General features: G+C 58.5%; 11 protein-coding genes. 1 reads left to right on the top strand and 10 read right to left on the bottom strand.

Annotated features, from left to right (window positions below; translation table 11 throughout):
- Positions 1-44: 44 nt before the first annotated feature.
- The 4 genes from E1958_RS04840 to E1958_RS04825 all read right to left on the bottom strand — a co-directional run bounded on the left by E1958_RS04840 (position 45) and on the right by E1958_RS04825 (position 2,825).
- On the bottom strand, positions 45-779 hold the full coding sequence (locus tag E1958_RS04840; RefSeq protein ID WP_133510854.1) for a DUF6776 family protein: 735 nt from the start codon (positions 777-779) through the stop codon (positions 45-47).
- An 11-nt stretch (positions 780-790) separates the two neighbouring features.
- Positions 791-1,822, bottom strand: a complete 1,032-nt coding sequence (gene argC, locus E1958_RS04835) for an N-acetyl-gamma-glutamyl-phosphate reductase (RefSeq protein ID WP_133510853.1) — start codon at positions 1,820-1,822, stop codon at positions 791-793.
- Positions 1,823-2,020: 198 nt separating this feature from the next.
- Positions 2,021-2,380, bottom strand: a complete 360-nt coding sequence (locus tag E1958_RS04830; protein WP_133510852.1) for a HesB/IscA family protein — start codon at positions 2,378-2,380, stop codon at positions 2,021-2,023.
- 280 nt (positions 2,381-2,660) lie between these two features.
- Positions 2,661-2,825, bottom strand: coding sequence for a rubredoxin (locus E1958_RS04825; RefSeq protein WP_089727743.1), 165 nt, complete (start codon positions 2,823-2,825; stop codon positions 2,661-2,663).
- A gap of 238 nt (positions 2,826-3,063) precedes the next feature.
- Here E1958_RS04825 and E1958_RS20130 point away from each other — a divergent pair, with 238 nt between their 5' ends.
- Entirely contained in the window at positions 3,064-3,228 is a 165-nt protein-coding gene (locus E1958_RS20130; RefSeq protein ID WP_165741997.1) for a hypothetical protein, read from the top strand.
- A 70-nt stretch (positions 3,229-3,298) separates the two neighbouring features.
- Here the strand turns inward: E1958_RS20130 and E1958_RS04820 are convergent, their stop codons facing one another.
- From E1958_RS04820 to E1958_RS04795, 6 genes are all read right to left on the bottom strand, one after another.
- Positions 3,299-4,060, bottom strand: coding sequence for an amino acid ABC transporter ATP-binding protein (locus E1958_RS04820; protein WP_439329463.1), 762 nt, complete (start codon positions 4,058-4,060; stop codon positions 3,299-3,301).
- A 56-nt stretch (positions 4,061-4,116) separates the two neighbouring features.
- The gene (locus E1958_RS04815) at positions 4,117-5,157 is read right to left on the bottom strand and encodes an amino acid ABC transporter permease (RefSeq protein WP_133510851.1); all 1,041 of its coding nucleotides are present in this window, start codon (positions 5,155-5,157) and stop codon (positions 4,117-4,119) included.
- Between the two features lie 937 nt (positions 5,158-6,094).
- The gene (locus E1958_RS04810) at positions 6,095-7,120 is read right to left on the bottom strand and encodes an amino acid ABC transporter substrate-binding protein (protein WP_165741715.1); all 1,026 of its coding nucleotides are present in this window, start codon (positions 7,118-7,120) and stop codon (positions 6,095-6,097) included.
- A 151-nt stretch (positions 7,121-7,271) separates the two neighbouring features.
- Positions 7,272-8,294, bottom strand: a complete 1,023-nt coding sequence (locus tag E1958_RS04805) for a TAXI family TRAP transporter solute-binding subunit (protein WP_165741717.1) — start codon at positions 8,292-8,294, stop codon at positions 7,272-7,274.
- Positions 8,295-8,333: 39 nt separating this feature from the next.
- Entirely contained in the window at positions 8,334-9,029 is a 696-nt protein-coding gene (locus tag E1958_RS04800; protein ID WP_133510849.1) for a hypothetical protein, read from the bottom strand.
- Positions 9,030-9,072: 43 nt separating this feature from the next.
- Positions 9,073-12,150 (bottom strand): tubulin-like doman-containing protein, encoded by a 3,078-nt coding sequence (locus E1958_RS04795; RefSeq protein WP_133510848.1) that lies wholly within the window; start codon positions 12,148-12,150, stop codon positions 9,073-9,075.
- Between the last annotated feature and the right edge of the window lie 82 nt (positions 12,151-12,232).

Here is a 12,232-nt window from a genome sequence, read left to right as displayed (position 1 = left end):
TGGGGTTAGATGTCAGATCCCAGGCAGGCCGCCGCCTACCCCTCTCACTCGAGGCTCCAGGGAAAGATCTCGCTAACCGGGTTCATCTTGTCGGTTTCAGGTTTGACCTCGACAATCAGCTTTTCCGGTTCGAAGTCATCGGGCACTTTGACAGAACCCTGAACGTTCTGAAAATGTTTGAATTTCATCCTGTGACGCAACCGGTCGTAGCCTACCAGCTTGTCGAGAGATAGATCCTTCCCCTCGCCGTTACGCTTGCCGATAACCCGTACCTCGATCTCCCCGGTAGACTCACCGAAGCCCTGGACAAGCTGCCGGAGGGTGAAGCTGTATCGGAACTCACCCGGTGTGCCCATCGCTTCCACCTTAAAATCTTTCAGCTGCAGAATCCCTCCGCCGCCTTCCTGGACCAAACGCCGGAGGAGAGATACCTCCTTCTCCAGTGTCAGCCGTTCATCCTGCGCCTCTTTTATCTGCTTCGATAGGTTGCGATTGACCTCACGATCGATCTGTTGTAATTGCTTTAAGAAGAGGTTTCGCTCTTTCAAATCTGAGACCTGCGCGGCAAGCGCGTCGCACTCGTCGCACTTACCCTCAGCCGCGCGCATATACTCGCCCAACGGCTTTAGCATCCCGACTCCAGTCTGTCTCCCTACGAAAAAGGCCCCGATAACCACAGCTGCAAGTGCCACCAAGATCAACAGGACGAAGGCCACCCGTGCAGCACTACTGGCCGGTTGGACGATCTTGGGGGTAACGATACCTCTATGTTGGCCCATAACGCCGATCCTCAGGGTAGCAAAGCGGCGCCCGTCAGCGCCGTGGATTCATCCCAACCAAACATCAGGTTCATGTTCTGAATGGCCTGACCGGCAGCCCCCTTGACGAGGTTGTCAATTACCGACTGTACCACAACTGTGCCGCTGCCCAATGGCTCGGTGACGGCGAGCCGGCAGTGATTGCTACCCCGCACCGATCGGGTCTCCGGGTGCGATCCGGCGGGCAGCACATCGACAAAGGGTTCCGCCGCGTAGCGTCCCTCGAACAGGGCCTGGAGATCCACCCCGGAATTGCCGAGGCGGGCGTATAGCGTCGCTTCGATACCCCGGATCATGGGAATCAGATGAGGAACGAAGGTCAACCGCAGCTCACCCTTCATAAAGGACTTGAGATGCTGGAAAATCTCGGGCAGATGGCGGTGTCCACCCACCGCATAGGCCCTGAAGCTCTCACCTACTTCGGCCATCAGCATCCCCACATCAGCCGTGCGACCGGCCCCGCTGACCCCGGATTTGGCGTCCGCCACCAGCCAACCGGGATCCACCAACCCCGCCTCCAGCAATGGTAGAAAACCAAGGAGGACCGCGGTCGGGTAGCAGCCCGGATTGGCAACCAGGCGCGCCGACCGGATCGCATCGCGATTGAGCTCAGGCAGACCATAGACGGCCTCCTGGAGGAGATCGGGACAGGCATGGGGCATACCGTACCAACGCTCCCATAATGCGCTGTCTTTGAGCCGGAAATCCGCGGCGAGATCGATGACGCGCGTCCCCCGTGCTAGGAGCTCCGGCGCCAGCCTCATGGCGGTCCCGTTGGGGGTCGCGAAAAATACCAGGTCGCATTCGGACAGTAAGGACAGATCCGGCTCGGTAAACAGCAAATCCACCTGCCCGCGCAGATGCATGAACAGCTCCGCCACTGGCGTGCCGGCCTCCGCCCGCGATGTGATCGCCGCCAGCGAGACCTGTGAATGGCCCATCAGAATGCGCAGCAGCTCCGACCCCGTGTAACCGGTACCACCGACAATACCGACCCTGATCATACCGCGGCTTACCCTGCACGAATCAAGGCACGACCGCATGGCCGGGCGGTCGTGACCAGGGAACTGAGAAGAAAAAAGCGGCAACCGCCGCTTTGCACAAAAAGAGTTACCACTTTCTTGTTATCGTTATCTGCTGAAGACCGGTGTGCACCGATCATCCATTACCCTGGGGACTGTAACGGTGTTTTGAAATGCGGGTCAGGAGCAACTGCCGGCCGACCCGCAGGTCCCGCAGCCGCCGCCCATGGAAGGGAGGTTGTTGAACACGAAACTGGCATTGCCGTCGCCGCGATCGACGAAATCGATCTCGACACCCCGTAAATACTGGAGTGTACCCTCGTCGACGATGAGCTTGAACCCACCGACGGCAAGGACACCGTCGTTGTCATTGACGCTGTCGGTGAAAGTCATGCCGAAGCTGATGCCGCTACATCCGCCTGGATTTGCGAACACACGCACGCCCTGGATGGCGTCGTCGACCTGAGAAAAGAGCTCGCCTATCTTGTCTTGGGCGGGCATGGTCAAGGAGAGGTCTTGCTCGGTGAGGGCCGCCAACATTGGATCATCTCCGAAAATCTTGCATTGACTTCCCATCCTAGCAGAAAGAGCACAGCTTTCTCACCCTTTTTATGCTCTTCGTCATTGACAAGCGTCCCAGCAAGCCGATGCTGATTTCAGTGCCGGACACCTCGATCAGCCCGCAACAGCGCTATGCGAGACTGACCGCTTGCGTAAAATCGCGGCTCATGACGGTATTCGGAACGCCCGGACCCACTCCTCGGTTCAGCCTGGACCAGACCCGCCGGCACTGGCCGATGCGGAAAGTCAGTGACCGCGATCATATCTCCATCATCTCGAAGTCATCCTTGCCGGCACCGCACTCCGGACATTTCCAGCTCATGGGTATGTCGTCCCACTTGGTCCCCGGAGCGATACCTTCATCCGGCAAGCCCTTTTCCTCATCGTAGACGAAGCCGCAAGTAACACACATGTAGGTCTTCATGGATAGATCCTTCGGTCTAGTGCCTAGTTTCGACTAATATTGCAAATTCATGGCATTGATGATAGCTCTTGATACCGCCGGTATGGAGGATGTCCTGGAGGTTTATCGGCATCCATATGACCCCAGACGCCCACTGGTCTGTCTTGATGAGCAGCCACTCCAGTTGATCGGGGAGACGCGTCGGCCCCTTCGCAGAGCTGGGTCAGCCATGTCGCTATGATGTTAAGAGTACGAACGCTTGGGAACCGCAGTCAACTGCATAATCACCGAACCCTTGGGCGGACGACGTAAGGTCTGTGTGCGTGCGACCAAAACCGCGATCGACCTGGCCCAGGAAGTCAAGACGTTGCTCGATGTCGATGATGCCGACCAGGTGGTGCTGGTTGAGTCCTCCCGTACCTAAAATTCGTTGCCGCGCCGCACACCAGTGACAGGAGAGCTTGCTGCCGCAGCGGCCGCTTTTGCAGTACCTGCTAGCCCAGGATCTGCCCCAGGAACTCCTTGGTACGATCGTGTCGTGGATTGCGGAAAAAAGTGTCCGGTTCCGCACTCTCGACGATGCGACCCTCGTCCATGAAAATCATACGGTCGGCGACTGTGCGGGCAAAACCCATCTCGTGAGTAACGCAGAGCATGGTCATGCCCTCTTCGGCGAGCTCGATCATAACGTCGAGCACCTCTTTAATCATTTCGGGATCAAGGGCCGAGGTAGGCTCGTCGAACAACATGATGTGCGGACTCATACACAGACTACGGGCGATTGCGACCCGCTGCTGTTGACCGCCTGAAAGCTGGCCGGGGTATTTATCGGCTTGCTCGGGAATCCGTACCCGCTCCAGGTATTTGAGCGCCGTCTGCTCGGCCTCCAGGCGTGACTGTTTGCGCACCCAGATCGGAGCCAGGGTGCAGTTCTCGAGCACCGTGAGGTGCGAGAACAGGTTGAAATGCTGAAAGACCATGCCGACTTCGCGGCGTACCTGCTCGATGTTGCGCAAATTCTCGCCGAGCTCGATGCCGTCGACGGTGATCTGTCCCTGCTGGTAGGTCTCGAGACGGTTGATGCAGCGAATCAGCGTCGATTTCCCGGAACCCGACGGACCGCAGATGACGATGCGCTGTCCCTTGTCGACGCGCAGATCGATGTCCTTGAGGACATGGAAGGCTCCAAACCACTTGTTGAGGCCCCGGATATCGACCATCGGAGCATCCGTGGATGCAGGATCTTCATGGGCCATGGGTGACGCGTCCAAGTGATGTTGGGGAAATGCCGAAGCCGGCGATACCTGCCGGCTCAATGCCTATGGTCAGTATGCAGCGCACGTTCCAGGGCTTGACTGTAACGGGAAATGCTGAAGCAGAACGCCCAGAAGACAAAGCCCGCGAAGAGATAGCCCTCGGTGGAATAGCCCAGCCATTCCGGGTCGTTGAAGGCCTGCTGGACCTTGCCGAGCAGATCGAACAGACCGATGATCAGGACCAGGGTCGTATCCTTGAACAAGGCAATGAAGGTATTGACGATGCCGGGGATCACGAGCTTCAGGGCCTGGGGTAGGATGACCAGGCCCATGGTCTGCCAATAGCCTAGCCCTAGGGCCTTGGCCGCCTCATATTGGCCCTTCGGGATCGCCTGGAGCCCTCCGCGCACCACCTCGGCTATGTAAGCCGATTGGAACAACACAATACCGATCATGGCGCGCAACAGCTTGTCGGGATTGAAACCCTCTGGAAAGAACAACGGCAGCATGACCGAGGCCATGAACAGCACGGTGATCAGCGGCACGCCACGCCAGAGCTCGATATAGGTCACGCAGGCGGCGCGGATGACCGGCAGGTCCGAGCGTCGCCCCAGCGCGAGCAGGATACCAAACGGGAGTGAGAGGACGATGCCGACGACCGCCAGGATCAGGGTCAGCATCAGCCCGCCCCACTGGTGGGTCTCGACCACCGGCAGTTCCAATAGTCCCCCATAGAAGAGCACGTAGGCGACGACGGGATAAACGACTACCAGGAGCACCGCCAAGATGCGTTTGTAGGGCACTCGGCGCAGCATGAGCGGGACCAACAGAAACACGAACAGCAACAGGCCGAGATTGACGCGCCACTGCTGGTCCGCGGGATAGGCACCGTAAAGGAACTGGTTAAGGCGAACGCGGACAAAGACCCAGCAGGCCCCACCGCTGGTGCATTGGTCACGGCTGTTACCGACCCAATCGGCATCGATGACGGCCCATTGAATAAAGGGCGGGATGCCGATCCAGAGCAGATAGAGGGCGAGCAGGGTCGGGTCAGCACGGAATCGACCGGACCCGAGAGCAGGTTTGCACGGACCCATGTGAGGGGGGCCAAGTAGCAGTGGAAAGGTGGCGTGTTGGTAGAGAGGTGCCTAGGTCCCGTTGACATTTGGGGTTACTGCGTTGATTTTGCAAGCAATTCAGAGAATGGCCGGTTTTTCGGGAAAGATATTCGTCTCACCGATTTGAATCGGACCCCCGACCAGGGATTTTTTTAGCGTCACGGGATGGTGGGTAAGGGAGGATGTCGCAACAGCCCCGCTCCCGGTCTCTGGTTCCCAGGCAGCGCATGGGAACGAGAAAACTAAGCCTGACTGATGACCATTTGGACCGGCAACTCGGCATTCAGGTTCTACCCGATAACCAGAAGAGCCGACAACATGTCGGCGGTCCCCGGGGCCAACGAAATATCGGTGTCCCGGGAGCTGACAACATGTTGGCGGTCCCAGGGGCCGACAGGATGTCGGCGGTCCCGGGCCGGCTGGGACCGCCGTCTTTCAGACGGCTTACGGACCCCATCACCAGCTGTCGGCAACGGTCAGAGCAAACGCCTTCCGGGCCGCACCAGATAACGCCGGACAGCCGGCAGGTTTAGTTCCCGTGTATACGAATGGTGGACACCGGCCCGATGCTCTCCACAGCGCGGAGCAACCAGGTTCCCACGTAGCGAGACTGTGAAAGTATTACTGGGTTTTCAGACCTGATGGGACGGGGCAACACAATTTTTCTAAACTGGGCAGCATAGCTTTCTCCTTATCCCACATGGTGCAGAATTTAACGTGAAATACAGCAGTTTCATCCCACCACTTCCGGGGAAAACGAATTCTTTCACAGTCTCAGCGCGTGGGAACGAGAAAGACCGCGTCGGGCGTCACCTTTTACGACACCCTCGAAGGGAGAGGGGCTTTTGGTACCTATGGAAACAGGCATGTCCATTCGTGGTGCTTGTTTCCAGCATTTGGGCGCAGCCGTACTCGGTCAGCGGATCGGTGGCGCGTACTGTAGGCCACCGTCTTTCCACAAGGCATTGAGGCCCCGCTCGATACCGAGCCGAGAACCCTTGCCGACGGTACGCTCGAAGACCTCGCCATAGTTACCCACCTGCCGGATGATCCGGTAGGCCCAATCGTCGCTGAGCTTGAGTCCCTTGCCCTTGATGCCCTCGCGGCCGAGCAGGCGGCGGATCTTGGGATTTTTGCTGTCCTTCAGCTGCCCGACATTCTTCGAACTCACGCCGAGCTCCTCGGCATTGATCATGGCGAACAGGACCCAGCGGACCACATTCATCCAGTCATCGTCGCCTTGGCGGACCAAGGGGCCCAGGGGTTCCTTGGAGATGATCTCGGACAGAACCATGGCCTGGCCCGGATCGGCGAGCTTGACCCGCTGACCAGAGAGCTGCGACTGGTCGCTGGTGAGCGCGTCACAGCGCCCGGACTCGAACCCCTTCACCACTTGGTCCGCGGTATCGAAGACCACCGGCTCGTACTTCATACCCTGGGTACGGAAATAGTCCGCGAGGTTGAGTTCATTGGTAGTACCGGCAAGGACGCAGACGGATGCGCCGTCGAGCTCCTTGGCGCTCTTGACCCCGAGCTTCTTGGAGACCATGAAGCCCTGGCCGTCGTAATAGGTGACGCCCGTGAAGTTGACGCCGAGTGTACTGTCTCGGGTCAGGGTCCAGGTAGTGTTGCGCGACAACACATCGATCTCACCGGACTGCAAAGCCGTAAAACGCTCCTTGGCCGTCAGCGGCGTGAACTCGACCTTATCGGCATCACCCAGGACGGCGGCAGCCACAGCCCGGCAGACCTCCACATCGATACCGGTCCACTTACCCCGGCTATCGACACTCGAGAAACCGGGCAGCCCGGTATTGACACCGCATAGCAGCTTACCACGACCCTGCACCGTATCCAGGGTCGAGCCCGCGAATGCGTTTGGAGCGACGAGCAGAACGCCCATGAACAGGAAAAGAAAACGGAGTTTCGATGAAGGGTTCATGCTAGTTGTTCCTCATGCAATGGGTTCGAGAATCGAGTGTAGACCCCCATGGACATCGTCACCTTCATCAAGAAGCACCTGTACTAAAAAATATCGCGCGCACTCTGTGTGTGTCAGTCCGCAGAGAGATCGCGGCTTTAGCCGCGGTTCACTACTCGAAGAAGGATTCGAGATCCTTTTGGAGTTTAGATCCAGCACGATACGCCCCACTGTTCTTGCTGTCGGTTACCCTTGAGCAAGTATCCTGCTGCCACCCGGGCACCTCACGCTCGAGATCCACCTGTTTCCATTTTGGGTGACCACTTTTTCTGAGCGCCCCGATGTTGTCCCGGATTGCCCTACCCAAAATACCGAGTTGTTCGCAGCGTTTTCGCTGATAAGCATTGTGGCGCTGGGAGAAGTCGAACGAGATCAGTACGGCACGCACCGCGGCCGTCGGTACTTTTTCCTTCATCCAGGGATAGTCGTCGGGCCCCAAATACACGCCATCGCGCTCATAGGTTTGGGCGAATATCTCTTGTTCCGTGATCGGCACAAAATGGACGGCGTCAAGTAGCTGCAAGACATCCTGTCTGCCGGACTTGGACATGCGCATGAGCGGCTTCTTGAATGCCTTGGTCGGTTTCCCGGCAACATAGAACATAGCATCCAGGTTACCTAACAAGACGCCTTTGATCGCATCATCGGTACCGAGGAATTCCTCGCGCGCGACATCAATATTCAATATCTTGAACAGGTTCTTTGCGGTCAACCAGGTGCCACTGCCGTCACGTCCGATGGAAACCCGCTTGCCCCGGAGATCCCGCAGGGTCTTGATCTCCTTCCTCGCGAGGACATGGACCTCTTCCAGATAAAACGGAAAGACGACACGCAGTCGCCGGGCAACCCTTTTCAGCTTGGGGTTCCGCTTGATAGAGGTCAAGACATCGGCCTGGACGATACCGAATGCCGCGTTCTCCCTGCTGTTGATCCGCTCTATGTTGTCTAGGGACCCGGCCGACTCCCTGATCTGAAGCGTCAGGCCCTCCTTCTCGGCATACGGCGCCATATCCTGGCCGAATCGATAGTAGGTGCCTTTCTTGGAACCCGTCACCATACCGACTGCCTCACCCCCGGCAATACTCACTACCGGTAAGAACGCCAGGGAGAATGCGAGAGCGAAAGCCGAAATCATTTGCAGGAAATTTCGATTCGTGCTGTTCATTATGATTCCTTACTCGAAGAAAGGATCGAGAATTGAATGATCCGAAGCTGGTGGTTTCGACGGCAGTGTCGGCGGGTCTTTCTGGGGGCAATTCGGATGGTTCGGTATTTGCGTGCAGTCCGGCTTCTGTATCGGTGGCATGGGTGGTTGACTTTCCCCTGGGGGTGGGGACCCGCCAATGCAATCCGGGTTCGATAAGCAATAGGCAATTGCCGTTCCGAAGGAGGCCAAGACCAGTATCACCAAAATCCAGAGCCAGTATCTACGCCGTGGCGTTTCTTTCAGCAGTAGGCGGTGGGCCTGGATCCAGATGTCCAAGTGATAGCGGGCCGCATGTTTCGCGACCTCATGCCGGTGGGCCGAGCCGTCTCCGCCATCCTCGTTGTCGGTCCTGAGATCACGCGGGAAACGTTTCTCGATCGGGTAGGTGCCCAGTGGGTCCTCGACCTCCTCCCCGTCCAAAACGACGATGACACGGTATTTCCACCCGCGATTGTTTCCCGACAGCCGGGTATGGACTGCCAGACGCAGGGACCCGTCGCCGACCTCATGACTAATGGTGCCTTCGGATAGCAAGCGCTCCACGACCTCCTGCTCAGCGGCCGGCAAATCTGGATGAGACCCAGGCCCGACGACCGTACCGGACGGGCCGAAAGAGCCTTCGGGCTCACCAGTGAAGGGGTCCTGATATTCCTTACTGCCCATCTGGCATTAGTTTGTGTGCTTCGATGTCTCGGGAAGGCACCGATCAGTCGTCGAGATAGAAGGCGCGCAACAATTGCGTGTGTGACTGCTCCGGACGCTGGATATGGTCCTCGCGCAACGCAAAATCCCGTTTGAAGAGGAACACAATCGGGGGCCGGATGGTGGTCTCGAGCCCGATATTGTCGATCTGTGTACCTTCGATGCCGTCAAAGTACATAGCGGCGTAGAGATTGGCAAGGATATCGCGGTCGATCTTGGGTTTGCGCTCGGCGACCTGATACTCGACCTCGTCCCGGTAGAGGACCCGGGTAGCCGAGAGACGGTGGGCATCGGGCAACCGCTCGCTGAGGCGGCTGACGACCTCTGAGAGGGTCTTCCCGAGCTTGCGATCACTACCCGCGGTACGGTCTTCGAAGCTGGCGCTCTCGCCCCGGGCGTGGGCCTCGGTTGCCAGCTTGCGCCGTCTCCACTCATCTTCGGTGAGGAGATAATAATGATCTTCGTCCCAATCGATGACGCCGATGGCTAAGGCCTCCACGGCCAGCAGATCATAGCCGCTCAACACCGGATGGGTGGGCACATTGATGTGTTCGAGTGCCTCCTTGGTGAACATTTGCAACGGCGAGGAGTTCTCCCGCCGCGTCTCGTCGATGAAGCTGTTGTGGTACGCATTGATGCGGCTCAGGGTATAGGCGGGGAAGCCGGAGAACTCGCGGTAGACCAGGATGCTGTGGCGGTCAGAGGAGCGCGAGAAGGGTACCTTGGTACCGGATTGCCTGGTACCCTCGCGCAGGACCGATTTCAGCTCGTCCCAGGCCGTATCCTCTTCCTCGTAGTAGCCTACGACTACGGTCAATGCCTGCTCGGAATCACGCAAATCCGCGAAGCGTTTGGCCCGGTCGTTGAGACGACAGTAGTACCCGGCACGCACGTAGGCGATGCGGATATTGTCGCGGTAATCGATCGGGTTCTCGGGATTGTTGCGGGCATCGAGAATGCGCTGAGCGACACTCTTACGCTCGATCTCCTCGGCGAATGGGACCCGGCAGATCTCCATGATCATACCCCGTAGCTGCAACAGCTGATCCTCATTACCGAGGAAGCTACGGATATCCCATACACTACCGCCCCCCTGTTGCAAGAGGTCTTGGAACAGGGAGTTCTTGAGGGTACCGGTAGCGACCTGTGTCATCAGCTGCTCGACGTCGGAGAAGTGCTCGTTGTCGTAGATGAGGATCTCGAACGGCGAGCCCTGAATGCGCTTGTTGTCCTCGTAGGCACTCTTGAAGTCCTTGGCAATCTTCTCGGAATAGATCTGGATCAGATCCAGATCCTTGGTGCGCGCCTGGAGGACCGGGATCACCCCCTCGCCGCCCTCGACCAGGCGTTGGTGCAAGTCGAAAACCCCGTCATAGAAGTCCCCGGCCGCACGCATTCGGATGAATCCGATACGGTTTTGGAAGTACTGCCGGATTGCTCCATAGGCGGTCCTGAGCTGCTCGCGCTGGGCATTGCGCTTGAAGGGCGCGAACAGACCGGCATCGAGCAGGCTGGCGAGCTCGCTGTTCTCCTTGCTCATGCGGTCGGCAAGGCGCCTCTCGTGGCCGAGCAGGTTATTCATCTCCTGCTGGGCGAACTCCCGCGACGAACACGCGGACTCGAGTAGCTCCTTCAGGAAGCGGCCGACATAGCTCACGCCCCGTTCGTCCTCGAACAGGGACCTCAAGGTCCGGTCGAGCAGTGCTCGGAAGGCCTGGAGCTCGCCGACGACACGTGCCTCCAGCGACTCCTCGAGCTGGACCAACTCGTTGTTGAGGGTCTTGACGATCTGATTGATACGGCCGATCTCGAGGTCGCTGATCTTCGCGAGGTCGGCGTTATAGGCCCGGGTCAAATTCTTGCTCACCCACTGCACATAGATCTCGCGCTCACCGCCACCCCCCTGGCGCTCGACGAGGCGGTCGGGCAGATCGGTACCGCTCTCGTCACAGCTCAGACCCTCGCTGAGAACAAAATCCTGGGCCTTGCGCCTGGCCTCGAGTGTCTCCTGGGGATCGGTCGCACCGATGACATATTCGTTCAGCAGCATTGCGCCCAGCCTGGCGGCGCAGAGGTCACGCACCCGCTCGGCCGGGAAACGGATCTTACACAGACCGAAGGAACTGTAGCAGCGTGGGGTGCCGTCGGCATCGCTGGCCCGAGCAAATGCCTCGGTGTTGTTACGGCTGGATTGGATCATCTGCGACAGGGAATCGCCGCCGTTCTGGGCATCGGCACCGGAATCGAGAAAGATCATATCGGCGCAGAGCTGGGCAAACTCCTGGGGCGAGGACAGCTCGATGTCCATGATGTTGCTGCTGCCGATCAGATAGACGCTATCGAACGCATGTCGCCATATCTCGTCGCGCCTGACATCCGGGTAGTCCGGCGAATAGGAGGCAAACTCCCGCTGGAACCAATCGAGCTCGCGCAGGGAGGCATAGGTATTGGCAAGCCCCCGCTTGCTGATGGCGTCATAGACATCGCCGAGAGCGAACAGGCCCTTGATGCGACACTTGGTCGGTAGCTCGGCCTGTTGCTGCAGGTAGCGCAATTCATAGGCCGTATCGATGCACAGCCCCGCCCCGGTACCGCCGCAGATGGAGGCGACGATATAGATGTTGAGCTCACCGGTCCGTAGCCCCGGGAAGCGCTGCCTGACCTCGCTCGTCACGAGCCGATCCGTGAGTCGATGGATACGTTGGGCGAGCTGCTCGTGCGCGAGGAAGAAACCCAACCGACCGATCGCCTTGATCTGACGCGCCCCCTCAGTCAAGGGCAGGAACTGATAGCCTTCCTCTGGAAACCAACTGGATACCTCAGGGATGCTGCGTGCCCCGGCGCCGTCGGTCTGGTCGGTGATACGGAAGAACTCGTTCTTGTCCTCGTCGAGCCGGATCGGATCCCCGAACAGATCGGCCGATGGGAGCTCGCCCTTGAGTTCATCGATATCGATGGCCAGAAAGCGTACGAACTCCTTGAGATCCGGGGACTGTTCGTCGAGGGCCTTCTTGAGGAAGGTAATAGTGGATACACCGGTACCACCCAACCCGATCACAACAGCGGGTTGAACTTGTTTCATTGGCTTGTGTTTCTGTGCGTATCTCGATCTCTGGGGTTCGATAAAGCTGGCGTGCTTTCAGTGACCGGTCGGTTACCCGAAG

Origin of the sequence: Candidatus Thiosymbion oneisti (genome assembly GCF_004359955.1) — a bacterium.
Taxonomy (GTDB): Bacteria; Pseudomonadota; Gammaproteobacteria; order Chromatiales; family Chromatiaceae; genus Thiosymbion; species Thiosymbion oneisti.
This window is presented reverse-complemented; position numbering and strand designations above follow the sequence as displayed.

What these genes read in the sequence shown, in the direction of transcription:
- E1958_RS04840 (WP_133510854.1), bottom strand. Translation starts at nt 779, where the DNA reads ATGGGCCAACATAGAGGTATCGTTACCCCCAAGATCGTCCAACCGGCC.
- argC (WP_133510853.1), bottom strand. Translation starts at nt 1,822, where the DNA reads ATGATCAGGGTCGGTATTGTCGGTGGTACCGGTTACACGGGGTCGGAG.
- E1958_RS04830 (WP_133510852.1), bottom strand. Translation starts at nt 2,380, where the DNA reads ATGTTGGCGGCCCTCACCGAGCAAGACCTCTCCTTGACCATGCCCGCC.
- E1958_RS04825 (WP_089727743.1), bottom strand. Translation starts at nt 2,825, where the DNA reads ATGAAGACCTACATGTGTGTTACTTGCGGCTTCGTCTACGATGAGGAA.
- E1958_RS04820 (WP_439329463.1), bottom strand. Translation starts at nt 4,060, where the DNA reads ATGGCCCATGAAGATCCTGCATCCACGGATGCTCCGATGGTCGATATC.
- E1958_RS04815 (WP_133510851.1), bottom strand. Translation starts at nt 5,157, where the DNA reads ATGGGTCCGTGCAAACCTGCTCTCGGGTCCGGTCGATTCCGTGCTGAC.
- E1958_RS04810 (WP_165741715.1), bottom strand. Translation starts at nt 7,120, where the DNA reads ATGAACCCTTCATCGAAACTCCGTTTTCTTTTCCTGTTCATGGGCGTT.
- E1958_RS04805 (WP_165741717.1), bottom strand. Translation starts at nt 8,294, where the DNA reads ATGATTTCGGCTTTCGCTCTCGCATTCTCCCTGGCGTTCTTACCGGTA.
- E1958_RS04800 (WP_133510849.1), bottom strand. Translation starts at nt 9,029, where the DNA reads ATGGGCAGTAAGGAATATCAGGACCCCTTCACTGGTGAGCCCGAAGGC.
- E1958_RS04795 (WP_133510848.1), bottom strand. Translation starts at nt 12,150, where the DNA reads ATGAAACAAGTTCAACCCGCTGTTGTGATCGGGTTGGGTGGTACCGGT.